This window comes from Streptomyces sp. NPDC023527 (assembly GCF_055560115.1).
Genome location: NZ_JBVHJJ010000021.1, coordinates 29212 through 55418 on the forward strand (window position 1 = coordinate 29212; position 26207 = coordinate 55418).

25 protein-coding genes and 1 riboswitch are annotated in these 26207 nt (G+C 70.4%); of the genes, 16 read left to right on the forward strand and 9 right to left on the reverse strand.

Features of this window, described 5'->3' with window-relative positions; genetic code table 11:
• Positions 1-145: 145 nt before the first annotated feature.
• Positions 146-736, forward strand: a complete 591-nt coding sequence (locus tag ACZ303_RS31115) for an N-acetylmuramoyl-L-alanine amidase (RefSeq protein WP_467343834.1) — start codon at positions 146-148, stop codon at positions 734-736.
• Positions 737-758: 22 nt separating this feature from the next.
• The gene (locus ACZ303_RS31120; protein ID WP_467343835.1) at positions 759-1685 is read left to right on the forward strand and encodes a 1-aminocyclopropane-1-carboxylate deaminase/D-cysteine desulfhydrase; all 927 of its coding nucleotides are present in this window, start codon (positions 759-761) and stop codon (positions 1683-1685) included.
• A 16-nt stretch (positions 1686-1701) separates the two neighbouring features.
• Here the strand turns inward: ACZ303_RS31120 and ACZ303_RS31125 are convergent, their stop codons facing one another.
• Positions 1702-3297, reverse strand: coding sequence for a Na+/H+ antiporter (locus ACZ303_RS31125; RefSeq protein ID WP_467343836.1), 1596 nt, complete (start codon positions 3295-3297; stop codon positions 1702-1704).
• A 64-nt stretch (positions 3298-3361) separates the two neighbouring features.
• Between ACZ303_RS31125 and ACZ303_RS31130 the strand changes: the two genes are divergently transcribed.
• The 4 genes from ACZ303_RS31130 (at position 3362) to ACZ303_RS31145 (ending at position 5844) form a co-directional block, all read left to right on the forward strand.
• Positions 3362-3622, forward strand: coding sequence for a UBP-type zinc finger domain-containing protein (locus ACZ303_RS31130; RefSeq protein ID WP_467343837.1), 261 nt, complete (start codon positions 3362-3364; stop codon positions 3620-3622).
• Between the two features lie 98 nt (positions 3623-3720).
• Positions 3721-4266, forward strand: a complete 546-nt coding sequence (locus ACZ303_RS31135) for a GNAT family N-acetyltransferase (RefSeq protein ID WP_467343838.1) — start codon at positions 3721-3723, stop codon at positions 4264-4266.
• Between the two features lie 212 nt (positions 4267-4478).
• Positions 4479-4892 carry an ATP-binding protein gene (locus ACZ303_RS31140; RefSeq protein ID WP_030366270.1) on the forward strand — a complete coding sequence of 138 codons (414 nt, stop codon included), beginning with the start codon at positions 4479-4481 and terminating at the stop codon, positions 4890-4892.
• A 16-nt stretch (positions 4893-4908) separates the two neighbouring features.
• Positions 4909-5844 carry an RNA polymerase sigma factor SigF gene (locus tag ACZ303_RS31145; RefSeq protein ID WP_467343839.1) on the forward strand — a complete coding sequence of 312 codons (936 nt, stop codon included), beginning with the start codon at positions 4909-4911 and terminating at the stop codon, positions 5842-5844.
• Between the two features lie 72 nt (positions 5845-5916).
• Here the strand turns inward: ACZ303_RS31145 and ACZ303_RS31150 are convergent, their stop codons facing one another.
• The gene (locus tag ACZ303_RS31150; RefSeq protein ID WP_467343840.1) at positions 5917-6402 is read right to left on the reverse strand and encodes a hypothetical protein; all 486 of its coding nucleotides are present in this window, start codon (positions 6400-6402) and stop codon (positions 5917-5919) included.
• A 103-nt stretch (positions 6403-6505) separates the two neighbouring features.
• Here ACZ303_RS31150 and ACZ303_RS31155 point away from each other — a divergent pair, with 103 nt between their 5' ends.
• A complete protein-coding gene (locus tag ACZ303_RS31155) occupies positions 6506-7474 on the forward strand; it encodes a diacylglycerol/lipid kinase family protein (RefSeq protein ID WP_467343841.1) in 969 nt (322 codons plus the stop codon).
• A 320-nt stretch (positions 7475-7794) separates the two neighbouring features.
• Positions 7795-8052 (forward strand): WhiB family transcriptional regulator, encoded by a 258-nt coding sequence (locus ACZ303_RS31160; protein WP_003953983.1) that lies wholly within the window; start codon positions 7795-7797, stop codon positions 8050-8052.
• A gap of 192 nt (positions 8053-8244) precedes the next feature.
• Here ACZ303_RS31160 and ACZ303_RS31165 read toward each other — a convergent pair whose 3' ends face one another.
• Positions 8245-9714, reverse strand: a complete 1470-nt coding sequence (locus ACZ303_RS31165) for a sensor histidine kinase (RefSeq protein WP_467343856.1) — start codon at positions 9712-9714, stop codon at positions 8245-8247.
• A 369-nt stretch (positions 9715-10083) separates the two neighbouring features.
• On the reverse strand, positions 10084-11133 hold the full coding sequence (locus tag ACZ303_RS31170) for an SIS domain-containing protein (protein WP_467343842.1): 1050 nt from the start codon (positions 11131-11133) through the stop codon (positions 10084-10086).
• A 179-nt stretch (positions 11134-11312) separates the two neighbouring features.
• Here ACZ303_RS31170 and nagB point away from each other — a divergent pair, with 179 nt between their 5' ends.
• The gene (gene nagB, locus ACZ303_RS31175) at positions 11313-12098 is read left to right on the forward strand and encodes a glucosamine-6-phosphate deaminase (RefSeq protein ID WP_467343843.1); all 786 of its coding nucleotides are present in this window, start codon (positions 11313-11315) and stop codon (positions 12096-12098) included.
• A 72-nt stretch (positions 12099-12170) separates the two neighbouring features.
• Here the strand turns inward: nagB and ACZ303_RS31180 are convergent, their stop codons facing one another.
• The 4 genes from ACZ303_RS31180 to ACZ303_RS31195 form a co-directional block, all read right to left on the reverse strand.
• Positions 12171-13655, reverse strand: a complete 1485-nt coding sequence (locus ACZ303_RS31180) for a glycoside hydrolase family 3 protein (protein ID WP_467343844.1) — start codon at positions 13653-13655, stop codon at positions 12171-12173.
• A 9-nt stretch (positions 13656-13664) separates the two neighbouring features.
• A complete protein-coding gene (locus ACZ303_RS31185; protein ID WP_467343845.1) occupies positions 13665-14492 on the reverse strand; it encodes a carbohydrate ABC transporter permease in 828 nt (275 codons plus the stop codon).
• A complete protein-coding gene (locus ACZ303_RS31190) occupies positions 14489-15463 on the reverse strand; it encodes a carbohydrate ABC transporter permease (RefSeq protein ID WP_467343846.1) in 975 nt (324 codons plus the stop codon). The genes ACZ303_RS31185 and ACZ303_RS31190 overlap by 4 nt, the downstream gene beginning before the upstream one ends.
• Positions 15464-15548: 85 nt before the next feature.
• Complete coding sequence (locus tag ACZ303_RS31195; RefSeq protein WP_467343847.1) at positions 15549-16817, reverse strand: extracellular solute-binding protein; 1269 nt, start codon at positions 16815-16817, stop codon at positions 15549-15551.
• 241 nt (positions 16818-17058) lie between these two features.
• On the opposite strand from ACZ303_RS31195, the gene ACZ303_RS31200 reads away from it, so the two are divergent.
• The 7 genes from ACZ303_RS31200 (at position 17059) to ACZ303_RS31230 (ending at position 25703) form a co-directional block, all read left to right on the forward strand.
• On the forward strand, positions 17059-17826 hold the full coding sequence (locus ACZ303_RS31200; RefSeq protein ID WP_467343857.1) for a GntR family transcriptional regulator: 768 nt from the start codon (positions 17059-17061) through the stop codon (positions 17824-17826).
• Between the two features lie 167 nt (positions 17827-17993).
• Positions 17994-18281 (forward strand): DUF3311 domain-containing protein, encoded by a 288-nt coding sequence (locus tag ACZ303_RS31205; protein ID WP_467343848.1) that lies wholly within the window; start codon positions 17994-17996, stop codon positions 18279-18281.
• A complete protein-coding gene (gene mctP, locus ACZ303_RS31210; RefSeq protein ID WP_467343849.1) occupies positions 18278-19903 on the forward strand; it encodes a monocarboxylate uptake permease MctP in 1626 nt (541 codons plus the stop codon). Before ACZ303_RS31205 ends, mctP begins: the two co-directional genes overlap by 4 nt.
• Positions 19904-20140: 237 nt before the next feature.
• Positions 20141-20239: riboswitch (adenosylcobalamin-variant (AdoCbl-variant) riboswitch) on the forward strand.
• 170 nt (positions 20240-20409) lie between these two features.
• Positions 20410-22791, forward strand: coding sequence for a ribonucleoside-diphosphate reductase subunit alpha (locus ACZ303_RS31215; RefSeq protein ID WP_467343850.1), 2382 nt, complete (start codon positions 20410-20412; stop codon positions 22789-22791).
• Entirely contained in the window at positions 22791-23804 is a 1014-nt protein-coding gene (locus ACZ303_RS31220) for a ribonucleotide-diphosphate reductase subunit beta (protein WP_467343851.1), read from the forward strand. Before ACZ303_RS31215 ends, ACZ303_RS31220 begins: the two co-directional genes overlap by 1 nt.
• Before the next feature lie 165 nt (positions 23805-23969).
• The gene (locus ACZ303_RS31225) at positions 23970-24398 is read left to right on the forward strand and encodes a YciI family protein (protein ID WP_467343852.1); all 429 of its coding nucleotides are present in this window, start codon (positions 23970-23972) and stop codon (positions 24396-24398) included.
• Positions 24399-24419: 21 nt separating this feature from the next.
• Complete coding sequence (locus ACZ303_RS31230) at positions 24420-25703, forward strand: RNA polymerase sigma factor (RefSeq protein ID WP_467343853.1); 1284 nt, start codon at positions 24420-24422, stop codon at positions 25701-25703.
• A gap of 352 nt (positions 25704-26055) precedes the next feature.
• On the opposite strand, the gene ACZ303_RS31235 is transcribed toward ACZ303_RS31230, so the two are convergent.
• On the reverse strand, positions 26056-26207 hold a 152-nt coding region (locus tag ACZ303_RS31235), incomplete at its 5' end, for an elongation factor 1-alpha C-terminal domain-related protein (RefSeq protein ID WP_467343858.1).

Here is a 26207-nt window from a genome sequence, read left to right on the forward strand (position 1 = left end):
GTGTCGACGATGAGATTTTCGACCTGAGGCCGAATCGGCTCGCACGATATCCGAACGCCCGGCCCACCTGCGAACTTTTGGGTAAAAGGGGGTCATTCGGCCTACGCGTCCGGCGTATGCCACGCGATTTCGCTAGGAGGGCGGCATGGCCCCACCCATGTCCGCGAACGAGTTCCTCGCCGCACTGCGGCGCGAAGGCGCCACGGTCGTCGAGGTCGACGGCTGGCGCGACCACAACCGGGACGGGCACGGCCCCTGGGGCCCGGTCAACGGCGTGCTGATCCACCACACCGCGTCCTCCGGCACCGACAGCAGCGTGCGGCTGTGCTGGAACGGCTACGACGAGCTGCCCGGCCCCCTCGGCCACGGCGTCATCGCCAAGGACGGCGTGATCCACCTCGTCGGCTGCGGGCGCGCCAACCACGCCGGGGGCGGTGACGGCGACGTGCTCCAGGCGGTGATCGCCGAGAAGCGGCTGCCGCCCGTCCGCTGGGCGGACACCGACGGCAACGTCCACTTCTACGGCTTCGAGTGCGTCAACCGGGGCGACGGCAAGGACCCCTGGCCGGAGGAGCAGCTCCTGGCCATCGAGCAGGTGGCGGCCGCGATCTGCCGCTTCCACGGCTGGAGCGAGCGGTCCGTGATCGGCCATCTCGAATGGCGGCCGGGCAAGCTGGATCCGGTCGGCTTCTCCATGGAATGGCTGCGCGAACGGGTCCGTGACCGGCTCAAGTGACGACAGAAGTGACAATAGAGACGTGACCAGCGACCTCTCCGCCGACGCCGCCGGACCCGCCGCGCTGCGGCCGCGACTGCCCTCCCCGCTCGTGGAGCTGCCCGACGAGCGGTTCACCCGGCACGGCGTACGGCTGCTCCTCAAGCGGGACGACCTGATACATCCGCGGCTTCCGGGCAACAAGTGGCGCAAGCTGGAGCCGAATCTGCGGGCCGCCGCCGAGTCGGGCCGGCGCACGCTGCTGACCTTCGGCGGCGCGTACTCCAACCACCTGCGGGCCACCGCCGCCGCGGGCCGGCTGCTCGGTTTCGCCACCATCGGCGTCGTCCGGGGCGAGGAGCTGGCGGACCGGCCGCTCAACCCCTCCTTGGCGCGCTGCGTGGCGGACGGCATGCGGCTGCGCTTCGTCAGCCGCGCGCTGTACCGGCGCAAGGCCGAGCCCGAGGTGCTGGCCGAGCTCGTCGCGGAGGCGGGGGACGACTGCTTCGTCGTACCCGAGGGCGGGTCCAACGCCGCGGCCGCGCGCGGCTGCGCGGCGCTCGGCCACGAGCTGCGCGGCATGGCGGACGTCGTGGGCGTCGCCTGCGGCACGGGCGGCACGCTGGCGGGTCTCGCGGCCGGGCTGGGCGAGGGCCAGCGGGCGATCGGCTTCCCGGTCCTCAAGGGCGGCTTCCTCGGCGCGGAGATCGACCACCTCCAGCGGGAGGCGTTCGGCGGCCGGCGCGGCTCCTGGCGGCTGGAGGAGCGCTTCCACGGCGGCGGCTACGCCAGGTCCACCCCGGAGCTGGACGCCTTCGCCGACGACTTCACCGAGCGGCACGACCTTCCGCTGGAGCGGCTCTACGTGGCCAAGGCGCTGTACGGCCTGACCACCCTGACCGAGGAGGGCACCTTCGCGAGGGGCACGACGGTGGCGGCGGTGATCACGGGACCACCGGCGGGGGTCTGATTCCCCGCCCCCGGTCTCACTCCTCCCGATAGGCCGCCGCCTCCTCCAAGTCCAGCCGCCGCAGCAGCGTCCGCAGCATCTCGTCATCGATCCGGCGAGCGTCCCGCAAGGAGACGAACACCTCCCGCTCCGCCTCGATCATCTCCCGGGCCAACCGCCGGTACATGTCGTCCGCGGACTCCCCCGTCGCCTCGTCGACCGCCCCCAGCCGTTCCCACACCGCGTTGCGGCGCCGCTCCAGGACCGTACGCAGCCGGTCGGCGAGGGGCGACGGAAGCGCGTTGCCGCCCTCCGCGAGGAGCTCGTCGAGGCGGCGCTCGGCGGCGGTGGACGCCTCGCTCTGGGCCTGCGCCTCGGCGAGCGTCTCGGCGCCCCGGTCGCGAGCGGGCAGCCGCAGCAGGCGGATCAGCGTGGGCAGGGTCAGACCCTGGACGACGAGCGTGCCGATCACGGTACTGAAGGTGAGGAAGAGGACGAGGTTGCGGGAGGGGAACGGCTCGCCGCTGTGCGTGGTCACGGGGATGGAGAAGGCGATGGCGAGCGAGACCACGCCGCGCATCCCGGCCCAGCCGACGACGAACGGCGCCTTCCAGTTGGTGTCGGGCTCACGCGCGCGGATCCGGGCGGAGAGGACTCGCGGCAGGAACGTGGCGGGGAAGACCCAGACGAAGCGGGTGACCACGACGGCGGCGAAGACCGCGGTGGCGTACCAGAGCGCGGTCTCCCCCAGCCCGTACTGCCCCAGTCCGCGCAGCACGACGGGCAGTTGGAGGCCGATGAGCGCGAACACGGCGGATTCCAGGACGAAGGAGACCATCTTCCACACGGCCGCCTCCTGGAGGCGGGTGGCGAAGTCCACCTGCCAGGAGTGGTGTCCGAGCCACAGGCCGACGACCACGACGGCGAGCACCCCGGACGCCTCGACCTCCTCGGCGGCCGCGTAGGCGACGAAGGGGATGAGGAGGGAGAGGGTGTTCTGGAGCAGCGGTTCGCGCAGGTGCTTGCGCAGCCAGTGCAGCGGCACCATCAGCACCAGCCCGACCCCGACCCCGCCGATCGAGGCCACCGCGAATTCCCGGAGCCCCTCGCCCCAGGTGGCGCCCTCGCCGACGGCGGCGGCCAGCGCCACCTTGAAGGCGGTGATCGCGGTCGCGTCGTTCACCAGCGACTCGCCCTGGAGGATCGTGGTGATCCGCGAGGGCAGGCCGAGGCGGCGCGCGATGGCCGTGGCGGCGACGGCGTCCGGCGGGGCGACCACCGCGCCGAGCACCAGGGCCGCGGTCAGCGGCAGGCCGGGCACCACCAGATAGGTGACGTAGCCGACGGCGAGGGTCGCGAAGAGCACATAACCGACCGAGAGCAGCGCGACGGGCCGGATGTTGGCCCGCAGATCGAGGTACGAGCTTTCGAGCGCGGCCGTGTGCAGCAGGGGCGGGAGCAGCAGGGGCAGCACGATGCCGGGATCGAGGGTGTAGTCCGGCACGCCCGGCACGTACGCGGCGACGAGCCCGGCGGCGACGAGCATCAGGGGCGCGGGCACCGGGGTGCGCCGCGCCGCGCCCGCGATCGCGGCGCTCGCCGCGACGAGCATCAGCAGTGGCATTACGTCCATCGGTCCGCGCCCGTCCCCATCCGCCCGTCTCCATCCCTCGGCAGTGCGATCTAATCTGGCAATCATGAGCGAGTGCCCGCACGTTCCCGAGCTGCCGCGCCTTGAGCCGGTGCCACTGCACGCCACCTGCCCCGAGTGCGAGGCGGCCGGCAGCCACCCCGTGCAGCTGCGACTGTGCCTGGTCTGCGGGCACGTCGGGTGCTGCGACTCCTCGCCGTACCGGCACGCGACCGGCCATTTCACGGAGTCCGGGCACGCGGTGATGCGCAGCTTCGAGCCGGGACAGAGCTGGCGCTGGTGCTACGTGGACCAGCGGATCGTCTGACCCCGCGGCCCGCCGGAGGGCCGCCCCCGCCCTGCCCGGGACCGGCCTGCGGACCCGGCCGCCGGAGCGCTGTCACCGCCGACCGCTAGCATGCACCCATGATCCGACCCGCCACCCCCGCCGACGTTCCGGCCCTCCACGCCATGATCCGCGAACTCGCCGAGTACGAACGGGCGCTGGCGGACGCGCGGGCGACCGAGGAGCAGTTGCGCGAGGCGCTGTTCGGGGCCCATCCGGCGGTCTTCGCACTGATAGCGGAGAGTGACGAAAGCTCCGTGAGTGACGGCCTCGCGATGGGTGAACCGCTCGGCTTCGCGCTGTGGTTCCGCAATTTCTCCACCTGGACGGGTACGCACGGTATCTATCTGGAGGACCTCTACGTCCGGCCGCGGGCGCGCGGCGCCGGTTACGGCAAGGCGCTCCTCGCGGAGCTCGCGCGGATCTGCGTGGACCGCGGTTACGAGCGTTTCGAATGGTCAGTGCTGGACTGGAACGCACCGTCGATCGCGTTCTACCGCTCCCTCGGCGCCGAGCCGATGGACGAGTGGACGGTGCAACGGATGTCCGGAGAACCGCTCCGCACCCTTGCGGCGCTCGCGCAGAGTGACGAAAATCCCAACAGGGCGACCGCTCTTTCGATTTGAGACCGCAAGCCCCTAGCCACTGTCCGTGCTCATGGGTTTACCATGAGTGACAGTCGCGGGGCTGCTCCACAAACCCCCAGATCGCGATAGCGTCGCAGCCGAACCATGTGCCGCACCGGCCCACGCCGCCCTCCGCCCCGGAGGGCATCCAGGGCGCGGGACCGGCGCTGCTCGTAACAGCTCAAGAAGCTTGTGCCACCTTGGAGGTGAGGGTGTCCCCAATCGCAGGCGAGCCCGGGACCCAGGACTTCGTGGAAGTCCGGCTGCCCGCTGCGGGTGCCTACCTGTCGGTGCTGCGGACGGCGACAGCCGGCCTCGCGGCCCGTTTGGACTTCACCCTCGACGAGATCGAGGACTTGCGCATCGCCGTCGACGAGGCGTGCGCGATCCTTCTGCAACAAGCCGTGCCCGGCTCCGTCCTCAGCTGCGTGTTCCGCCTGGTGGGCGACGCGCTCCGGGTGACGGTCTCGGCGCCCACCACCGACGGCCGCGCGCCCGAGCGCGACACCTTCGCCTGGACGGTGCTCTCCGCCCTGGCCGGTGAGGTCGACTCGACCGTCGCGGACGACCGTACGGTCAGCATCAGCCTGCACAAGAAGCGCGGCGCCGGCCCCGGACAGCCGTGACGGAAGAGGGGGCTCCGTGAGTACTGCATCGCCGCGGGGAGTGCGTACCCCGGCCATCCCGCAGCAGCCTGCCCGACCGCTTCCGGGAGACCCGGGAGAGCCGGTGAACCCGGCACCGGCCGAGGCGAGCGACCCACCAGAGCGGGCGGACCACATGGAAGAGCACCAGCACCAGCAGTGGCATCAGCGCCCCGACGCGCACGACCGCAGCGGTGCCCGGGCCCTGTTCATCGAGCTGCGGACGCTTCCGGACGGCTCGCCCGAGCGCGCCGAGCTGCGCAACCACCTGGTGCGGATGCACCTGCCCCTGGTGGAGCACCTGGCGCGGCGCTTCCGCAACCGCGGCGAGCCGCTGGACGATCTGACCCAGGTCGCCACGATCGGCCTGATCAAGTCCGTGGACCGGTTCGACCCGGACCGCGGGGTGGAGTTCTCGACCTACGCCACCCCCACGGTCGTCGGCGAGATCAAGCGGCACTTCCGCGACAAGGGCTGGGCGGTGCGGGTGCCGCGCCGGCTCCAGGAGCTGCGGCTGGCGCTGACGACCGCGACCGCGGAGCTGTCCCAGCGGCACGGCCGGGCGCCCACCGTCCATGAGCTGGCCGAGCAGCTGGGGATCTCCGAGGAGGAGGTGCTGGAGGGCCTGGAGTCGGCCAACGCCTACAGCACGCTCTCCCTGGACGTCCCGGACACCGACGACGAGTCCCCGGCGGTCGCCGACACCCTCGGCGCGGAGGACGAGGCGCTGGAGGGCGTGGAGTACCGCGAGTCCCTCAAGCCGCTGCTGGAGGATCTGCCGCCGCGCGAGAAGAAGATCCTGTTGCTCCGCTTCTTCGGCAATATGACCCAGTCGCAGATCGCCCAGGAGGTCGGCATCTCCCAGATGCACGTCTCCCGGCTGCTGGCGCGGACCCTGGCCCAGCTGCGGGACCGGCTGCTGATCGAGGAGTAGCCGCAGGGAGGACCTCCCGGGCGGATACGTCCCGGATCACTCCCGTGCCGGTGACACCGGGCCCCGCGGGGCCTACGACTCGCGGGGGCCGATGCCGAGCGCCTCGGTCGCCGTGGGGTTCACCAGCAGCGCCAGGGTGCCCACGGCCACCAGCGCGAGCGCGATGCCCGCGGCGATCAGCGCGCCGCCGGTGTTGAACAGCGTCCAGGCCACCGGCAGCGCCATGATCTGAGTGATCATGGCGGGCCCGCGGCTCCAGCTGCGCAGCTGCCACAGCCCGCGCGCCGCGACCAGCGGCAGCGCGCCCAGGGCCAGCACCGTCAGCCCGCCCATCTCGGCCTGCTGCGGGCTGTCCGGCTTGCCCAGCAGACCCATGACCAGCAGATAGACCCCGGCGACCAGCAGCGCGACGCCCTCCAGGGCGCTCAGCGCGGCGGCGGCCGTCAGCCGGGCCGGCCGGGGGCCCGCGGGCTCGGCGGCCCGGGACGCTTGCGGCCGTGCGGCGCTCTGGGCGGCGCTCTTACGGGGGGTCTTCGACGCGGACTGCTTACTGCTCACCCCTGCAGGGTAGCCGCAGACGCACGGTGGAAGCGGGCGACCGAGGGGGCGGGAGACAGGCCGGGGATGGGTCGTGTACCGACAGGTAGGTAGGCTGGCGCGCATGCGCGCGCTCCTCGTGGTCAATCCTTCGGCCACCACCACCAGTGCCCGTACTCGCGATGTCCTGGTCCACGCGCTCGCCAGCGATCTCAAGCTGGAGGTCGCCACCACCGAGTACCGCGGGCACGCCCGCGACCTCGCGCGCCGGGCGGCGGAGAACGGCAACACCGATCTGGTGGTCGCGCTCGGCGGTGACGGCACGGTCAACGAGGTCGTCAACGGTCTGCTGCACGACGGCCCCGACACCGAGCGCCTGCCCCGGCTGGCCGTGGTCCCCGGCGGTTCCACCAATGTCTTCGCCCGTGCGCTGGGCCTGCCCAATGACGTGGTGGAGGCGACCGGTGCCCTGCTGGACGCGCTCCGCGAGGGCACCGAACGCACGGTCGGTCTGGGACTGGCGGCCGGGACCCCGGGCACGGAGGACGAGGCCGTACCGTCCCGCTGGTTCACTTTCTGTGCCGGATTCGGGTTCGACGCCGGGGTCATCGGCCGGGTGGAGCAGCAGCGCGAGCGCGGCAAGCGTTCGACACACGCCCTGTATGTGCGACAGGTGATGCGCCATTTCCTCGGCGAGACCAATCGCCGACACGGCACGATCACCCTCGAACGGCCGGGCGAGGAGCCGATCGACAATCTCGTCATGTCGATAATCTGCAACACCGCGCCGTGGACCTATCTGGGCAACCGGCCGGTCTACGCCTCACCCCAGGCGTCCTTCGACACCGCCCTTGACGTGCTGGGATTCACCAAACTGTCCGCCGCGACGGCCGGCCGGTACGTGACCCAGCTGCTGACCTCCACCCCCGAGCGGGGTCCGCAGGGAAAGCACGCCGTATCCCTGCACGATCAGACGGCCTTCACCTTGCATTCCCAGGCCCCACTGCCCTTCCAGATGGACGGTGACCACCTCGGACTGCGGAGAAGCGTGACGTTCACAGGCGTTCGCCATGCACTGCGTGTGATTGTGTGAGTGGTAGGGCCTAAAGTCCTTCCACTCGAACGTTTAGGCTGGGTTCCACCCCCTGGAAGTACGGCTGTGACCTAGCCGACACCGAGGAATCAAAAAAAACTTTCCAGAAGGGGTTGTATCCGCCGCCGAGGTTTGCGAGTCTCTTCATGGCGATCGGGACGGCCGCTCTTCAAGGCTCCCCGACTCAGCCCGAACCCCCTCCCTTTTTCTTGGACTGCCCCAGTTCCGACTGGTAGTCAGCCCTTCCCTTGCGGGGGGATTCGTGAAAGCGTTCACATTCACAAGCAACGTAGCCGCAATAACGAGGAGATGGAGCAGCCATGGACTGGCGTCACAACGCCGTTTGCCGCGAGGAAGACCCGGAGCTCTTCTTCCCCATCGGCAACACCGGTCCTGCGCTGCTGCAGATCGAGGAAGCCAAGGCCGTCTGCCGCCGCTGCCCCGTCATGGAGCAGTGCCTGCAGTGGGCGCTCGAGTCCGGCCAGGACTCCGGCGTCTGGGGTGGCCTCAGCGAGGACGAGCGCCGCGCCATGAAGCGCCGCGCCGCTCGCAACCGGGCGCGTAACGCCAGCGCCTGACCAACACCCCTCGGCCCCCGAGCCGCAGCGCGCAGTACCCCCCGGATGCGCTAAAAGCTTTGAGCCCCGGACCTGATCCAGGTCCGGGGCTCAGTGCTTTCATGGCGTCGATCCCACGCGGTACGGATCCCGCGCGGTACGAACCGTCCCGTTCGGGACCGGGCCCGCGCGGTCGGGACGTACCGGTCGCGGTCAGGACTTCTCGGCGCCCACCGGGATGTCGAGGACGACCCGGGTTCCCCGCCCGGAAGCGGGCACCATGTCGAAGGTGCCGCCCATCTCCCCCTCGACCAGGGTGCGGACGATCTGCAGCCCGAGATTGCCGGCGCGCTGCGGGTCGAAGCCCTCCGGCAGGCCGCGGCCGTCGTCCTGGACGGAGATCAGCAGGCGCGCGTCCTTGCGGGTGCCGCTGCGCATGGCCGTTATCTCCACCGTGCCGTGCTCCCCCGGTCCGAAGCCGTGTTCCATGGCGTTCTGGAGCAGTTCGGTCAGCACCATCGACAGCGGTGTGGCCACCTCGGCGTCCAGGATGCCGAAGCGGCCCGTGCGCCGGCCGGCCACCCGGCCGGGTGAGATCTCGGCGACCATGGCGAGGACCCGGTCGGCGATCTCGTCGAATTCGACGCGCTCGTCCAGATTCTGCGAGAGCGTCTCATGGACGATCGCGATGGACCCGACCCGGCGGACCGCCTCCTCCAGCGCCTCGCGGCCCTCGGGCGAGCCGATCCGGCGGGCCTGGAGGCGCAGCAGGGCGGCGACGGTCTGGAGGTTGTTCTTCACCCGGTGGTGGATCTCCCGGATGGTGGCGTCCTTGGTGATCAACTCTCGCTCGCGGCGACGGAGTTCGGTGACGTCGCGCAGCAGTACGAGCGAACCGATGTGGTTTCCCTTGGGTTTGAGGGGAATCGCCCGGAGCTGGATCACCCCGTCACTGCCCTCGACCTCGAACTCCCGTGGCGCCCAGCCGCTGGCGAGCTTGGCCAGCGACTCGTCCACCGGCCCGCGCGACGGTGCCAACTGAGCGGTGGTCCCGCCCAGATGATGCCCCACGAGGTCGGCCGCGAGGCCGAGGCGGTGATAGGCGGAGAGCGCGTTGGGGCTGGCGTACTGCACGATGCCCTCGGCATCGAGCCTGATCAGGCCGTCGCCGGCGCGCGGCGAGGCGTCCATGTCGACCTGCTGGCCGGGGAACGGGAAGGTCCCGTTCGCGATCATCTGGGCGAGATCGGAGGCGCTCTGGAGGTAGGTGAGCTCCAGCCGGCTCGGCGTCCGCACGGTCAGCAGGTTGGTGTTCCGGGCGATGACGCCCAGGACCCGGCCCTCGCGGCGTACGGGGATGGACTCGACACGGACCGGGACCTCCTCGCGCCACTCCGGGTCGCCCTCGCGGACGATCCGGCCCTCGTCGAGGGCGGCGTCGAGCATCGGGCGACGGCCGCGCGGCACCAGGTGGCCGACCATGTCGTCCTGGTAGGAGGTCGGGCCGGTGTTGGGCCGCATCTGCGCGACGGAGACATAGCGGGTGCCGTCGAGGGTGGGCACCCACAGCACGAGGTCGGCGAAGGACAGGTCGGAGAGCAACTGCCACTCCGAGACCAGCAGGTGCAGCCACTCCAGGTCGGAGTCGCCCAGGGCGGTGTGCTGGCGTACGAGGTCGTTCATGGAGGGCACGGCTGTGAGCCTACCCGCGGTGGGCGGCGTCATCGGTTTCCGCCTGTCGGGCGCACGGGCATGGACAGCGGCGAATGGTCTAGTCCACAATGAGTGAGCAGAACTTCCGCCTTCCCCGCACAGGAGGGCGGAGCGAGGCCCGGCGCTCTCTGCCCTGATCGCGCCACGGCCTCCCATCGGCCTCGCCGGCCGTGGGGTCCGCACACCCCGCGCACCCGGTGGCCGGTGACGGCTCCGGGCTGCGGTGCCGACCGGGTCGAGGGTCCCGGTCAGGCGCCGCGGCCCGAAGTGGTTCCGGGCCCGCTCTCCCGGGCTCTCTTCCCCCCGCGCCGCCGTGCGGAACGCCGTACGGGCCAGGCGTCAGCGGGTCTCCGTCACCTTCGCCAGGGCGCGCGGCGCGTCGGGGTCCTGCCCCCGGGCCATGGTGATCTCGTAGGCCAGCATCTGGAGCGGCAGGATCTCCAGTACCGGCTGGAGTTCCTCGGGGACGCCCGCCGTCGGGAGGGCGAAGCCCGCCGACGCCTTGGCGACCTCCGCCTCGCCACCCACGACGAACAGGTCGGCGCCCCGTCCGCGCAGCCGCTCCAGCACCGGCTGGAGCGCCTGGCCGCCCTTGCCGTCGGTGACGATGGCGATGACGGGCGAGATGTTGTCGACCATGGCGAGCGGGCCGTGCAGCAGGTCGGCGCCGGAGTAGGAGAGGGCGGGGATGTAGCTCGTCTCCATGAGCTTCAGCGCGGCCTCCTTCGCGGTCGGATATCCGTAGCCGCGGGAGGTGAGGACCATCCGCTCGGCGAAGCGGTAGCGGGCGGCGAGCTGCTTGACCTCCGCACCGCGCGCGAGGATCCGCTCGGCCGGTTCGGGCAGCGCCAGGGCGGCCGCGCCGTCCCCGCCGCCCAGCCCCTCGACGAGCAGGAAGAGGGTCAGCAGGGAGGCGGTGTACGTCTTGGTGGCCGGGAGCGCCCTTTCCGGACCGGCCAGGATGTCGAGGTGGTACTCCGAGACCGCGGCCAGCGGCGAATCGGCGTTGTTGGTCACCGCCAGGGTGAGCGCGCCGGCCTCGCGGGCGGCGCGGGTGGAGGCGACCAGGTCGGGCGAGCCGCCGGACTGGCTGATGGTGATCACCAGCACGCCGGTGAAGTCGGGCCGCGCCCCGTAGGTCGTGAAGACCGACATCGAGGTCAGGCCGCACGGTTTGCCCAGCCGCACTTCGAGCAGGTACTTGGCGTACAGCGCCGCGTTGTCGGAGGTGCCCCGGGCCGTCAGCAGGACGAAGCGCGGTCCGTGCGCGGCGATCCGTTCGGCGACCCGGTGGATCGCCGGGGCGCCCTCGGCGAGGATGCGGCGCAGTACGGCGGGTTGCTCGGCCATCTCGGCGGCCATCATCCGGCCCGGCTGCTCGCGCGTCATGCGGCACCTCCCGATCGGCTCCGGGTGCCCGTACGGCACGGCCGCGCGGGCCCTCCCAGTCGACCACGGCCGACCGGCCGCCCGCCAGCCGGAAGCCCACGGTGCCCGGGGCGCCCACGACTGCTAGATTGGTCTATACCACACGAGTTCTCTCCACTCTCCAGATCGGCAGGCCCAGCGTGGAAGTTGTCATCGTCCAGGACGCCAAGGCAGGCGGCGAGCTCATCGCGGAGGCCATGGCCGCCCTGCTCCGCCGTAAGCCGGACGCGCTGCTCGGCGTGGCCACCGGCTCGACCCCGCTGCCCATCTACGAGGCGCTGGCGGCCAAGGTCCGCGCCGGCGCCGTGGACGCCTCGCGCGCCCGCGTCTGCCAGCTCGACGAATACGTCGGCCTGCCGGCCGACCACCCGGAGTCCTACCGCTCGGTGGTGCTGCGCGAGGTCGTGGAGCCGCTCGGCCTGACCGAGGACTCCTTCATGGGGCCCGACGGCACCGCCGCCGACGTCCAGGCCGCCTGCGAGGCGTACGACCTGGCCCTGCCGGAGGCCGGCGGCGTGGACCTCCAGCTGCTGGGCATCGGCACCGACGGGCACATCGGCTTCAACGAGCCGTGCTCCTCGCTCGCCTCCCGCACCCGCATCAAGACGCTGACGGAGCAGACCCGCGTCGACAACGCGCGCTTCTTCGACGGCGACATCGAGCAGGTGCCGCACCACGTCATCACCCAGGGCATCGGCACGATCCTGGAGGCCCGCCACCTGGTGCTGCTGGCCACCGGCGAGGGCAAGGCCGAAGCCGTCGCCCAGACGGTCGAGGGCCCGGTCTCCGCGCTGGTCCCCGCCTCGGCGCTGCAGCTGCACCCGCACGCGACAGTCGTCGTGGACGAGGCGGCGGCGTCCAAGCTGAAGCTGGCGGACTACTTCCGCCACACGTACGCGAACAAGCCGACCTGGCAGGGCCTGTAGCACCCGGGCCTCGATCGCCGGACGGGCTCCATGGAGCCCGTCCGGCGATCGAGGACAAGAAGTCGGGAGACTTCAGGCCCCGGCGATGACCTCCGCCGCCGCCAGCCCACACACCCGCGCCGCCCCATGCGTGGCGATGTGCAGCGCCCCCGTCGGCGGTGCCTGGTTCAGCCCCATCTCTACGACGACCGTCTCCGGCCGAACGGCCAGCAACGCGTCGAGCGCCTTCGCCATCCAGTCGTGCCGATGGACATCCCGCACGACAGCGACGATCCGCCGCCCCTCCGCGGCCCGGAGCACCGCCTCCGTGCCGGCCGCGTCGGGGCCGTACGTGCCGGTCCGTGTGCCGGGCAGCAGCCGGCCGAGCTCATGGGCCACCCCCCACGGCGTCTCGTCGCCGACCGCGATGTTCGCGCCGGGGGTGAACGAGGCGACGTACACCGGACGCGCCAGAGGTTCGTACGCACCCGCCGCCGTCACCCGCAGAGCCCGCCGCGCCGCCGCCAGCCCCACCTCCGGAGCGAGCGCGGTCCCCTCCTGATCCGCGCTCGCCCCCGAGGTCCAGGCCGACAGGACGCGCACCCGCGCCGCCGCGTCGGCGAGCCGCTCCTCGGGAAGCTCTCCCGCGCGTACGGCCCCGACGAGCGCGTCCCGCAGGCGCAGCACCGTGTCCTCGTCGGCGAGGCCGCCGCCCACGCAGATGGCGTCGGCGCCCGCGGCGACGGCCATGACGCTGCCGCGTTCGATGCCGTAGGTGGCGGCGATGGCCCGCATCTCCATGCCGTCGGTGACGATCAGGCCGTCGAAGCCGAGACCGCCCTCGGTGACGGGGGCGCGCAGCAGGCCGTGCAGCGCGGCGGGGCTGAGCGTGGCCGGCAGGTCGGCGTCGAGCGCGGGCAGCAGGATGTGCGCGCTCATGACGGCCTTGGTCCCGGCGGCGACGGCGGCCCGGAAGGGCACCAGCTCGCGCGCGTACAAGGTGGTGAGGTCCGCGTCGATGCGCGGCATGTCGTGGTGGGAGTCGACCGCGGTGTCGCCGTGGCCGGGGAAGTGCTTGGTGCAGGCGGCGACGCCGGCGGCCTGCATGCCCTCGATGTAGGCGGCGGTGTGGCGGGCGACCAGGCGGGGGTCGGCGCCGAAGGACCGTACGCCGATGACCGGGTTGGCCGGGTCGGAGTTGACGTCCGCGGAGGGGGCCCAGTTGAGGTTGACGCCGCAGGCGGCGAGGCGGCGGCCGAGCTCCCGGGCGACGGCCCGGGTCAGCTCGGTGTCGTCGACCGCGCCGAGCGCGAGGTTGCCGGGGAAGGAGGAGCCGGTACGGACCTCCAGGCGGGTGACGTCGCCGCCCTCCTCGTCGATCGCCACGAGCACGTCGTCCCGCTCGGCGCGCAGCCGCGCGGTGAGCGCGGCGAGCTGCTCGGGCGAGGCGATGTTCCGCCCGAACAGGCCGACGGAGGCGAGCCCTTCACCGAGCCTGCGCAGCAGCCAGTCCGGGGCGGTGGTGCCGGTGAAGCCGGGCTGGAGGACCGTGAGGGCGTTCCTGGTGAGTGTGTCCATAGGAAAGTGCTAGCCCTTCACCGCGCCGGAGGTCAGGCCGCCGACCGCCCTGCGCTGGAGGATGACGAAAAGGATGAGGATGGGGACGGCGAAGAGCGAGGAAGCGGCCATCGTGGCGCCCCAGTCGTCGCCGAAGGTGGTGCGGAAGCCGGTCAGCCACACCGGGAGGGTCTGTCCGGCCTGCTTGTTGAGGATCAGGACGTAGGGGAACTCGTTCCAGACGGTGATGAAGCCGAAGAGCGAGGTCGCCATCAGGCCCGGCGCCAGCAGCGGGAAGATCACCTTGATGAACGCCTGGGGGCGGGTGCAGCCGTCGACCATCGCCGACTCCTCCAACTCCTTCGGCACGGCGGCGACGTAGCCGCGCAGCGTCAGGACGGTGAAGGGCAGCACCATGACGGTGTAGATGGCGGCGAGCGGCACCAGGCTGTTCAGCATCTCGGCGTCGCGCACGATGATGTAGTACGCCAGGGCCATGACCTCCCAGGGGGCCATCTGCGCCATCATCATCACCAGGATGAAGCTCTTGCGGCCCCGGAAGCGCATCCGCGCGATGGCGAAGGACGCCAGCAGCGCGATGACCAGGGACAGGCCGACCGCGATCAGGGTGACGGTGAAGGAGTTGCCCACCAGCGTCCAGAAGCCGTCCGCGTCCACGGCCTTCTCGAAGTGCTCGAAGGTCGGGCTGGTCGGGAACCAGACGGGGGTCTCGCTGACGACGTCCTTGTTGGCCTTGAAGGCCGTGGAGAACATCCAGTAGACGGGGAAGACGAATCCGATGAAGAGGACGACCGCCGTCGCCCCCGGCCAGACGCGGCCCATCAGGGAGCGCTTCACAGTTCGTCCTCCTCTTGCTTGAGCACCAGCCGCAGGTAGTACGCCGTCAGGGCCAGCAGGATCACGATGGTGAGGATGGAGATCGCGGCGCCCATGCCGAAGTGCTGGCTGCCCATGCCCTCCTGGAAGGCGTAGACGGGCAGGGTCTCGGTGAGCCGGTCGGGGCCGCCCTCGTTGATCGCGAAGACCTGGGTGAACGCCTTGAAGATCCAGATGACTTCGAGGAACGTCGTGGCCAGGAAGAACGGCTTGAGGAAGGGGTAGGTCACCGAGGTGAACCGCTTCCACGGGCCGGCGCCGTCCAGCGACGCCGCCTCGTACAGCTCGTCGGGGATCGTCGTGGTCGCCGCGTAGAGGTTGATCGCCACGAACGGGACCGACTGCCAGACGATCAGCACGGTGATCACGAAGAAGGTGGAGAACTGGCCGCTGGTCCAGCTGTAGTCGGCCATCGAGTGCCAGCCGAGCTGGTCCAGCACGTAGTTGACGACGCCGAACCGCTGGTCGAAGAGCCACTGGAAGACGGTGGTCGCGGCGACGACGGGCATCGCCCAGGCCAGCACCAGGCCGAGCGAGAGCATCAGCCGCATCTTGGTGCCCAGGCGCGCGAGCAGCAGCCCGATCAGGCAGCCCAGCGCCATGATGAGGAAGACGTTGGCGGCGGTGAAGACCACCGAGCGGGCGGTGACGCCCCAGAACTCGGAACTGCCGAGCTGCTCGCTGTAGTTGTCGACGCCGCTCCACTCGGTGACGTGTTGGATCAGCTGGCGCGGGTTGAGGTTCTGGAACGACAGCAGGCCGTTCTTCACCAGCGTCCAGCCGAGCAGCAGCACGGTGACCGCGGCGGCGGGGAGGATCAGGAGGTACGGGACGCCTGCCGTGATCCCCTTGCTCCGGCGGGGCGGCGGGGCGCCGCCTTCGCCGATCCGGGGGGCGGGCTCCGCCGCCACCTCTTCGATCTGCGCTGACATCGTCGTCCGCCTTCTCCCCTGTGGAACGGTATTGCGTGGTACGCGGTGGTGGGGCCGGCCGGTGCCGGCCCCACCACCGATCAGGTCACTGCTTCTGGCTGAGGCGCTTGTTCATGTCGGCCTCGACCTGCTTGGCGGCTTCCTCGGGGGACTTGCCGCCCAGCACGGCCGTCATATACGCCTTGACCGGGTTCGGGGCGTTCTCCACCGCGGCCCACTCGGGGATCAGCGGGGTGGTGCCGCCGTTCTTGGCGCCGGGGGCGGCGGCCTCGGCGGCCGCGTTGCCCTTCACGTTCGCCACGAGCGAGTCCTTGTTGGGGATCGAGCCGACCTCCTTGGCCAGCGCTCCCTCGTTCTTGTCGGACAGCGCGATCTTCAGGAACTCCTTGGCGAGGTCCTGCTTCTTGCTGCCGGCGGCGATGGCGAGGTTGGAGCCGCCGAGGAAGACGCCCTCGGGCTTGTCGGCGGTCTCACCGGGGATGGTGAAGTAGCCGATCTCCTTCTCGATGGCCGGGTTCGCCTTGACGGCGGTGGCGGCCTCCCAGCCCATGCCGATGAAGGCGCCGGTCTTGCCCTTGGCGAAGACGTCGGCCTGCTGCGGGGTGGCCTCGTCCTTGTCCTTGGGCGCCTTGCTGAACGCCTGGTACTGCTTGTAGATCTCCATGGCCTTGCCGACCTTGGGGTCGGCAAGGTTGGAGACGTACTTCTTGCCGTCCTTCTTCACCAGGTCGGCGCCGGTGCCGATGGTCAGGCCGTCGAAGAAGTACCAGTTCTGGCCGGGGAGGTAGAGCGGCTCGGCGTCGCCCTTCTTCTCGATGGCCTCGAACGCCTTGAAGAGGTCGGCGCGGGTCTTGGGAATGTCCTTGACGCCCGCGTCGGCCCAGACCTTCTTGTTGTAGATCACGACGCGGTTGGTGGCGTACCAGGGGGCCGCGTACTGCTTGCCCTCGAAGACGGCGGGCTTGTTGAGCGACTCGCTCCAGTCCCCGCCGATCTCCTTCTTCAGCTCGCCGAGGTCGGAGAGACCACCGGTCTGGGCGTAGGAGGGGGTCTGGGTGTTGCCGATCTCGATGACGTCCGGCGGGTTGGACTCCGAGAGGGCGGTGGTCAGCTTCTGCTGGATGCCGTCCCACTTCTGGATCTGGACATTGAGCTTCGCGCCGGTCTTCTGTTCGAACTCGGCCTGGACATTCTTCGTCCAGCCCGCCGGATTCGAGCCATCCATGAACCAGACGGTCAGGCTCTTGGCCCCGCCCCCGTCACCCGATCCCTTGTCACTGTCGCTGGACCCGCAGGCAGCAACACTCACCAACATGGCCGCGACACCTGTCGCCGCTATGAGCCCACGCTTCACAGCACTCTCCTCAAGGACCGAATGTGGTCTTTAATGGTTTAGACCAGTGCCCGCAGCTTGGCCTAGACCTTTTGGGGTGTCAAGGGTGTATAAGAGTCGCTGTCGGCTCCGTTACCGGACCGACACCTCAAGGTCGACCCGGACATCTCCGGGCCCCTCGGGCTCTGCCCGTGCCACGATGTGACCGCGACAGACGGAGGAGCCGGTGACAGCAGCAGGATCGGAGTCGGGAAGGCAGGCGATGGTGACCGAGGGTGGTACGCCGGAGAGCGGCAGCGCGTCGAGCGGCGCGCGGACCGCGCGCGTTCCCAAGTACTACCGGCTCAAACGCCACTTGCTGGACATGACCGAAACCATGCCCCCCGGCACTCCGGTGCCACCGGAGCGTACGCTCGCCGCGGAGTTCGACACCTCTCGTACGACCGTTCGCCAGGCCCTTCAGGAGCTGGTCGTCGAGGGGCGGCTGGAGCGGATCCAGGGCAAGGGGACTTTCGTCGCGAAGCCGAAGGTCTCGCAGGCGCTGCAACTGACCTCCTACACCGAGGACATGCGGGCCCAGGGCCTCGAACCGACCTCACAGCTCCTCGACATCGGCTACGTCACCGCCGACGACCGGCTGTCCTCGCTGCTCGACATCACGACGGGCGGCCGGGTGCTGCGGATCGAGCGGCTGCGGCTGGCCAGCGGTGAGCCGATGGCGATCGAGACGACGCATCTGTCGGCGAAGCGGTTTCCGGCGCTGCGGCGGAGCCTGGTGAAGTACACCTCCCTCTACACGGCCCTGGCCGAGGTCTACGACGTGCACCTCGCGGAGGCCGAGGAGACGATCGAGACGTCCCTGGCCACCCCCCGGGAGGCCGGCCTGCTGGGCACGGACGTGGGCCTGCCGATGCTGATGCTGTCCCGCCACTCCCTGGACGCCCGGGGCGAGCCGGTGGAGTGGGTGCGGTCGGTGTACCGAGGGGACCGCTACAAGTTCGTGGCCCGCCTGCGACGGCCTTCGGAGTAGGGGCAGGGGCCGGGGCGTCCGGGGGGTGCTCCGATCGGCCATGCGCCGCGCCCGCGCCTCAACGCGGCGTTGCCATACCGATATGCGGACAGGGGGTGACTCCCAGCAGGACCCTCGCCTAGATTTCCTGCGCATCACGTAGTGATCACATAGGGGGAGTCACCACCATGACGGAACCACCGGCAGGCCCACCAGCAGAACCACCCACCGCACCGGCGGGCGGCCGGAGAGCCGTCTCCGTGCCGATGATCGTGGCCGGTATATGCCTGGCCATACCCTTCGGCGCGATGTTGTGGGTCGACTCCTACTCCCGGCTCACGCCGGCGTTCATCGGCATCCCGTTCTTCTACTGGTACCAGATGCTGTGGGTGCTGGTCTCGACGCTGCTCACCGTCGTCGCCTACGTGCTCGTACGCCGCAACGAGCGGACCCGCAAGGGCGGTGAGCGCCCGTGAAGGACGGCGTGAACGGCGTGGCACTCGCCGTCTTCATCTTCTTCTTCCTCGTCGTCACCGTCATGGGCTTCGTCGCCTCGAAGTGGCGGCGCGCCGAGAACGCCGACAGCCTCGACGAGTGGGGGCTGGGCGGCCGCTCGTTCGGCACCTGGGTGACGTGGTTCCTGCTCGGCGGTGACCTCTATACCGCGTACACCTTCGTCGCGGTCCCGGCGGCGATCTACGCGGGCGGCGCGGCCGGCTTCTTCGCGGTGCCGTACACGATCCTCTGCTATCCGCTGGTCTTCACCTTCCTGCCCCGCCTGTGGTCGGTGTCGCACAAGCACGGCTACGTGACCTCCTCCGACTTCGTCCGCGGCCGGTTCGGCTCGAAGGGCCTGTCGCTGGCGCTCGCGCTCACCGGCATCCTCGCGACGATGCCCTACATCGCGCTCCAGCTCGTCGGCATCCAGGCCGTGCTGGACGTGCTCGGGGTGGGCGGCGGGTCGAACTGGTTCATGAAGGACCTGCCGCTGCTCATCGCCTTCGGCGTGCTCGCGGCCTACACCTATTCCTCCGGGCTGCGGGCGCCCGCCCTGATCGCCTTCGTCAAGGACGCGCTGATCTACATCGTGATCATCGTGGCGATCATCTACATCCCCATCAAGCTGGGCGGCTTCGACGACATCTTCGCCAAGGCCGGCGACGCCTTCGCGGTGAAGAACCCGGAGACGGGCAAGGCGCGCGGCTCGCTGGTGACCGGGGAGCAGGCGCAGTGGGCGTACGCGACGCTCGCCCTCGGCTCGGCGATGGCGCTCTTCCTCTACCCGCACTCGGTGACGGCGGTCCTCTCCAGCAAGAGCCGCAACGTCATCCGCCGCAACACCACGATCCTGCCCCTGTACTCCCTGATGCTCGGCCTGCTGGCGATGCTCGGCTTCATGGCCATCGCCGCGGGGGTCAAGGTCAGCAATGGACAGCTGGCGATCCCGCAGCTCTTCGAGGACATGTTCCCGGACTGGTTCACGGGCGTGGCCTTCGCCGCGATCGGCATCGGGGCGCTCGTACCGGCGGCGATCATGTCGATCGCCGCGGCGAACCTCTTCACCCGCAACATCTACAAGGACTTCATCCGGCCGGACGCCTCCCCCGCGCACGAGGCCAAGGTCTCCAAGCTGGCCTCGCTGCTCGTGAAGGTGGGCGCGCTGGTCTTCGTCCTGACCATGGACAAGACGGTCGCGATCAATTTCCAGCTGCTGGGTGGCATCTGGATCCTCCAGACCGTCCCGGCGCTCGTGGGCGGGCTCTTCACCCGCTGGTTCCACCGGTGGGCGCTGCTGGGCGGCTGGGCGGTCGGGATGGCCTACGGGACGTGGCGGGCATATGACACACCGAGCGCCACACAGGATCATTTCGGAAATACCAATCTGATCCCCCTCATCGGGGAAAAGGGTTACATCGGCCTGACCGCGTTCACGCTCAATGTGATCGTCGTCATCGTCCTGACTTTCGTCCTCAAGGCGGTCGGCGCGCCGGACGGTGTGGACCAGACCAAGGCGTCGGACTACACGGCGGACGCCGGCGAACCCGGTGTCCAGGTGGAGCTCCCGCCGGCCACGGCGGGCGCCCCGAGCGGCCACTAGAAGAGCTCCGGACGGGCCACTGGAAGGGCCCTGGACAGGCTGCCGGCCGGACGTCGATCCGGCGGGACACGAGGGCCGTCGTACCCCCTTGAAGGGGGCGCGACGGCCCTCGGCCGTACCCGGCGCATACCCCGAAGTCCCGGGCCCTGTTAGCACATTCCGACCCACGCGATTACCGCGCGACACAAGATGTGGTGGTGCATGCGACGCCCAGCACTAGATGTATGCTCGTGCTCGCTGTCGTCGCAGGGGAATCCGGTGGAAATCCGGAACTGTCCCGCAACGGTGCATGTATGCCGTTATTACGCATGCAGGAGTCCGAGTACCTGCCGACAGCGCGCCCACCGCCGAGCCACCGCACGGCACCGGGCGTTTTGTATTCGTCCGGGCCTCGCGGGTTGGGCCGATGGACGCTACGAGCGCATGCCTTGGTGCTGTCAGGCATGCCCGTACGCGCCCGTCGCGCGCCACCCGCCCGGCCCACTGCCGAGCGAGGGAGAGCCTCAGTGACCATCGCGCCCGCCGATCCGGTCTCAGCGTCCGCGGAAGCGACCGGCGGCCCCGGGACCGCGCTGCTGCGCACCCTGACCGACCTCACCGCCGATCTGCCCGCCACCGACCCCGGCAAGGTCGCCGCCGCCGCGCTGCGGGGCCGCCACCCGGGTTCGGACGAGGCCGAGTTGCGGTCCCTGGCCACCGAGGCCGCCGCCGGTCTGATCTCCGAGGAGCCCCAGTACTCCCGGCTCGCCGCCCGGCTGCTGACCCGCGCGATCGCCGACGAGGCGGCCGGGCAGGGCGCGACCTCCTTCTCCGCCTCCGTCGAGACCGGCCACCGCGAGGGCCTGATCGCCGACGAGACCGCCGCCTTCGTACGGACCCACGCCGCACGCCTCGACGCCCTCGTCGAGAAGGCCCTGGTCGACGGCGCCGACGACCGCTTCGGCTACTTCGGCCTGCGCACCCTGCACAGCCGCTACCTGCTGCGCCACCCCATCACCCGGCAGGTCGTCGAGACCCCGCAGCACTTCCTGCTGCGCGTGGCCTGCGGCCTGGCCGAGGACCACTCCGTGCGGGCCCTGGAGGACGTCGCCGAGCTCTACGCGCTCACCAGCACGCTCTCCTACCTGCCGTCCTCCCCCACGCTCTTCAACTCCGGCACCCGCCACCCGCAGATGTCCTCGTGCTACCTGCTGGACTCCCCGCTGGACGAGCTGGACTCGATCTACGACCGCTACCACCAGGTGGCCCGGCTGTCGAAGCACGCCGGCGGCATCGGCCTGTCGTACTCCCGCATCCGCTCGCGCGGCTCGCTGATCCGCGGCACCAACGGCCACTCCAACGGCATCGTGCCGTTCCTGCGCACCCTCGACGCCTCCGTCGCCGCGGTCAACCAGGGCGGCCGGCGCAAGGGCGCGGCCTGCGTCTACCTGGAGACCTGGCACGCGGACATCGAGGAGTTCCTGGAGCTCCGCGACAACACCGGTGAGGAGGCCCGCCGCACGCACAACCTCAACACCGCGCACTGGATCCCGGACGAGTTCATGCGCCGCGTCGAGGCCGACGCCGACTGGTCGCTGTTCTCCCCTGCCGACACGCCCGAGCTGGTCGACCTGTACGGCGACGAGTTCGACGCCGCGTACCGCAAGGCCGAGGCCGACGGCAAGGCCGTCAAGACCATCCCGGCGCGCGTCCTGTACTCCCGCATGATGCGCACCCTCGCGCAGACCGGCAACGGCTGGATGACGTTCAAGGACGCCTCCAACCGCACCGCCAACCAGACGGCCGAGAAGGGCAAGGTCGTCCACTCCTCGAATCTCTGCACGGAGATCCTGGAGGTCACCGACGACGGCGAGACCGCGGTCTGCAACCTCGGCTCGGTCAACCTCGCGCAGCACCTGGGCACCGACGGCGAGATGGACTGGGAGAAGCTCGACCGTACGGTCCGTACGGCCGTCACCTTCCTCGACCGCGTCGTGGACATCAACTTCTACCCGACCGAGCAGGCCGGGAACTCCAACAGCCGCTGGCGCCCGGTGGGCCTGGGCCTGATGGGTCTGCAGGACGTCTTCTTCCGCCTGCGCCTGCCCTTCGACTCCCCCGAGGCGAAGGAGCTGTCCACCCGCATCTCCGAGCGCATCATGCTCGCGGCGTACGAGGCGTCCGCCGACCTCGCCGAGCGGCACGGCCCGCACCCGGCCTGGTCCGCGACCCGCACCGCCCGCGGTGTGCTGCACCCGGACCACTACCCGAACGCCGAGCCGCGCTGGACGGACCGCTGGGACGCGCTGCGCGCCCGGATCGCCGCCGTCGGCATGCGCAACTCGCTGCTGCTGGCGATCGCCCCGACCGCCACCATCGCGTCCATCGCGGGCGTGTACGAGTGCATCGAGCCGCAGGTCTCCAACCTCTTCAAGCGCGAGACGCTCAGCGGTGAGTTCCTCCAGGTCAACACCTACCTGGTCGAGGACCTCAAGAAGCTCGGCGTGTGGGACCGCACCACCCGCGACGCCATGACGGACGCCAACGGCTCGATCCAGGACATGAACTGGATCCCGCAGGAGGTGCGCGACCTCTACCGCACCGCCTGGGAGATCCCGCAGCGCTTCCTGATCGACATGGCCGCGGCCCGTACGCCGTACCTGGACCAGAGCCAGTCGCTGAACCTCTTCATGGCCTCGCCCACCATCGGCAAGCTCAGCTCGATGTACGCGTACGCCTGGAAGCAGGGCATCAAGACGACGTACTACCTGCGCTCGCGTCCGGCCACCCGGATCGCTCGGTCGGCCGGCGCCGCCGCCACCATCCCCGTACAGCAGGTCGCGACCCCGGACGCCGACGCCGTCGCCTGCTCCCTTGAGAACCCCGAGTCCTGCGAGGCCTGCCAGTAATGTCGTCCGAACAGAAGAACCTGCTCGACCCCGGGTTCGAACTGACGCTGCGCCCCATGCGGTACCCGGACTTCTACGACCGCTACCGCGACGCGATCAAGAACACCTGGACCGTCGAGGAGGTCGACCTCCACTCCGACGTCGCCGACCTCGCCAAGCTGTCCCCGGGCGAGCAGCACATGATCGGCCGCCTCGTCGCGTTCTTCGCGACCGGCGACTCGATCGTGGCGAACAACCTCGTCCTCACGCTGTACAAGCACATCAACTCCCCCGAGGCGCGGCTGTACCTGTCGCGGCAGCTCTTCGAGGAGGCCGTGCACGTCCAGTTCTATCTGACGCTGCTGGACACCTACCTTCCCGACCCGGAGGACCGTGCCGCGGCCTTCGACGCGGTGGAGAACATCCCGTCCATCCGGGAGAAGGCCCAGTTCTGCTTCAAGTGGATCAATGAGGTCGAGAAGCTGGAGCGCCTGGAGACGAAGGCCGACCGCCGTCGCTTCCTGCTCAACCTCATCTGCTTCGCCGCCTGCATCGAGGGCCTGTTCTTCTACGGCGCCTTCGCCTACGTGTACTGGTTCCGCTCCCGCGGCCTGCTGCACGGCCTGGCGACCGGCACCAACTGGGTCTTCCGCGACGAGACCATGCACATGAACTTCGCGTTCGAGGTCGTGGACACCGTCCGCCAGGAGGAGCCCGACCTCTTCGACGACGAGCTCCAGCAGCAGGTCACCGACATGCTGAAGGAGGCCGTCGAGGCGGAGCTGCAGTTCGGCCGCGACCTGTGCGGCGAGGGCCTGCCGGGCATGAACACCGAGTCCATGCGCGAGTACCTCCAGTGCGTCGCCGACCAGCGCCTCCAGCGCCTGGGCTTCGCGCCGGTCTACGGCTCGGAGAACCCGTTCTCCTTCATGGAGCTGCAGAACGTCCAGGAGCTGACCAACTTCTTCGAGCGCCGCGCGTCCGCGTACCAGGTGGCGGTCGAGGGCTCGGTCTCCTTCGACGACGAGTTCTAGGGGACGGGTTCCGGAACCGGGTTCTGAAACCCGGTTCCGGAAGAAAAACCCGCGACACGTCGATCGCGGCGTCTCCTGTTCGACGCATGGGTGAAGGGTTGGGATCGGCCGGGCGGTACCTCCGCCCGGCGCCCGGCCGGAATGCGGAAGTACAGGAGACGTGCGATGTCGCGCTTCATGATGATCGTCAAGGCGACCGAGGAGTCCGAGGCCGGTGCGATGCCGACCAAGGAGCTCGTCGCCGAGATGGGCAAGTACAACGAGTCCCTGGTCAAGGCCGGAGCCCTGCTCGCGGCCGACGGCCTGCAGACGTCCGCCAAGGGCGCCCGGGTCACCTTCACCGGCGGGCGGCCGGTCGTGACCGACGGTCCCTTCGCGGAGACCAAGGAGCTCATCGCCGGCTACTGGATCATCCAGGTGAAGGACCGGGACGAGGCCCTGGAGTGGGCCCGCCGGATCCCCTTCGAGGACGGTGAGGTCGAGATCCGCCAGATCTTCGAGCCCTCCGACTTCCCGGCCGACATCCTCCCTCCGGAGGCCGCGGCCCGTGAGGAAGCCCTCCGCGACGAGCTCCAGAAGAAGGCGCGGGGCTAGTCCCGTTCCTATGCTCGTGCCGTGACGGCTTCCGACAGCCCCGACAGCCCCGCCCACCGGGCGGTCGACGCGGCCTGGAGGATCGAGTCGGCACGGCTCATCGCCGGCCTGACCAGGATCGTCCGCGACGTCGGCACCGCCGAGGAACTCGCGCAGGACGCCCTGGTCGCGGCGCTCGAACAGTGGCCGGAGTCGGGCGTCCCGGACAAGCCGGGCGCCTGGCTCATGGCCACCGCCAGGCACCGCGCCATCGACCTCGTCCGCCGCAGGGAGGCCTACGCCCGCAAGCTCGCCCTGCTCGGCCACGAGCTGGAGAACGGACCGCCGGGCACGGTCGAGGACGAGGCGGTCCTCGACGGCGACATCGAGGACGACCTGTTGCGGCTGGTGTTCACCGCCTGCCACCCCATGCTGTCCACGGAGGCGCGGGTGGCGCTCACCCTGCGGCTGCTCGGCGGCCTGCGGACCGATGAGATCGCCCGGGCCTTCCTGGTCGGCGAGCCGACCGTCGCCCAGCGGATCGTACGAGCAAAACGCACCCTCGCCCGGGCGGGCACGCCCTTCGAGGTGCCCGGGGGCGACGAGCTCGCCGGCCGGCTCTCGTCGGTGCTGGAGGTCATCTACCTGATCTTCAACGAGGGCTACGCGGCCACCGCCGGTGACGACTGGATGCGGCCGGCCCTGTGCGAGGAGGCCCTGCGGCTCGGCCGGGTGCTCGCCGGGCTGATGCCCGGCGAGCCGGAGGTCCACGGCCTGGTCGCGCTGATGGAGATCCAGGCGTCCCGCTCGAACGCCCGCACCGGCCCCTCCGGCGAGCCCGTACTCCTCCTCGACCAGGACCGCGGCCGCTGGGACCACCTGCTCATCCGGCGCGGCCTGGCCGCCCTGGCCCGCGCGGAGGAGCTCGGCGGCGCTGCCGGCCCGTACGCCCTCCAGGCCGCGATCGCCGCCTGCCACGCACGGGCCCGCACGGCGGACGGGACCGACTGGCCCCGGATCGCCGCGCTGTACGCCACGCTCGCCGAGCGGACGCCGTCCCCGGTCGTGGAGCTCAACCGCGCGGTCGCGGTCGCCATGGCGTACGGGCCCGCCGCCGGCCTGGAACTCGTCGACGCCCTCGCCTCGGAGCCGGCCCTGAAGGGGTACCACCTGCTGCCGAGCGTGCGGGGTGACCTGCTGGCGAAGCTGGGGCGGCGGGCGGAGGCGGCCGCGGAGTTCGAACGGGCGGCCGCGCTGACGCGGAATGAGCGCGAGCGGGCGTTGCTGCGGGGGCGCGCCGCCGCCGCGTCCCGCTCCTCCCCATAACCGGGGCTCCGCCCCGGGCCCCGGTCCTCAATCGCCGGACAGGCTTGATTGTGCCCGGCCTCGGCGGAAGCCACGCCCGACCGGGGGGGGGAACTCGTAGCCCGTGCCCGGCGGGACTACAGCCGTCCCTGGCGGAACTACGGCCCAACCGCCGGGACGCCGGCCCGTCACCGGCAGGAACTCCAGTCCCGTCCGCTGAAGACTCCGGCCCGTACGGCGGGGACTTCAGCCCGTCCCTGACGGGACTCCGGCCCGCCCGGCAGGGCTTCCGGCGCATACTCCAGCCCGTCCGGCGCTTGAGGACAAGAAACGGTGAAAGGGCGGGGTAGGGGAAAGATCCACCGGGCACGTCCTACCTCAGCGGATCCCCTGCCATGCCCGCGGTCAGCGTCGTCCCGTCAACCGGGTTGATGAGGAGGAAGGAGCCGGTGCGGCGGGAGTGGGTGTAGGGGTCGAGGGCGAGGGGTTCGGCGGTGCGGAGGGTGACTTGCCCGATGTCGTTGG

Coding starts and splice junctions, on each gene's coding strand:
- ACZ303_RS31115 (WP_467343834.1), top strand. CDS start 146: ATGGCCCCACCCATGTCCGCGAACGAGTTCCTCGCCGCACTGCGGCGC.
- ACZ303_RS31125 (WP_467343836.1), bottom strand. CDS start 3,297: ATGGACGTAATGCCACTGCTGATGCTCGTCGCGGCGAGCGCCGCGATC.
- ACZ303_RS31130 (WP_467343837.1), top strand. CDS start 3,362: ATGAGCGAGTGCCCGCACGTTCCCGAGCTGCCGCGCCTTGAGCCGGTG.
- ACZ303_RS31135 (WP_467343838.1), top strand. CDS start 3,721: ATGATCCGACCCGCCACCCCCGCCGACGTTCCGGCCCTCCACGCCATG.
- ACZ303_RS31155 (WP_467343841.1), top strand. CDS start 6,506: ATGCGCGCGCTCCTCGTGGTCAATCCTTCGGCCACCACCACCAGTGCC.
- ACZ303_RS31160 (WP_003953983.1), top strand. CDS start 7,795: ATGGACTGGCGTCACAACGCCGTTTGCCGCGAGGAAGACCCGGAGCTC.
- ACZ303_RS31165 (WP_467343856.1), bottom strand. CDS start 9,714: ATGAACGACCTCGTACGCCAGCACACCGCCCTGGGCGACTCCGACCTG.
- ACZ303_RS31170 (WP_467343842.1), bottom strand. CDS start 11,133: ATGACGCGCGAGCAGCCGGGCCGGATGATGGCCGCCGAGATGGCCGAG.
- ACZ303_RS31180 (WP_467343844.1), bottom strand. CDS start 13,655: ATGGACACACTCACCAGGAACGCCCTCACGGTCCTCCAGCCCGGCTTC.
- ACZ303_RS31190 (WP_467343846.1), bottom strand. CDS start 15,463: ATGTCAGCGCAGATCGAAGAGGTGGCGGCGGAGCCCGCCCCCCGGATC.
- ACZ303_RS31200 (WP_467343857.1), top strand. CDS start 17,059: ATGGTGACCGAGGGTGGTACGCCGGAGAGCGGCAGCGCGTCGAGCGGC.
- ACZ303_RS31205 (WP_467343848.1), top strand. CDS start 17,994: ATGACGGAACCACCGGCAGGCCCACCAGCAGAACCACCCACCGCACCG.
- ACZ303_RS31220 (WP_467343851.1), top strand. CDS start 22,791: ATGTCGTCCGAACAGAAGAACCTGCTCGACCCCGGGTTCGAACTGACG.
- ACZ303_RS31225 (WP_467343852.1), top strand. CDS start 23,970: ATGTCGCGCTTCATGATGATCGTCAAGGCGACCGAGGAGTCCGAGGCC.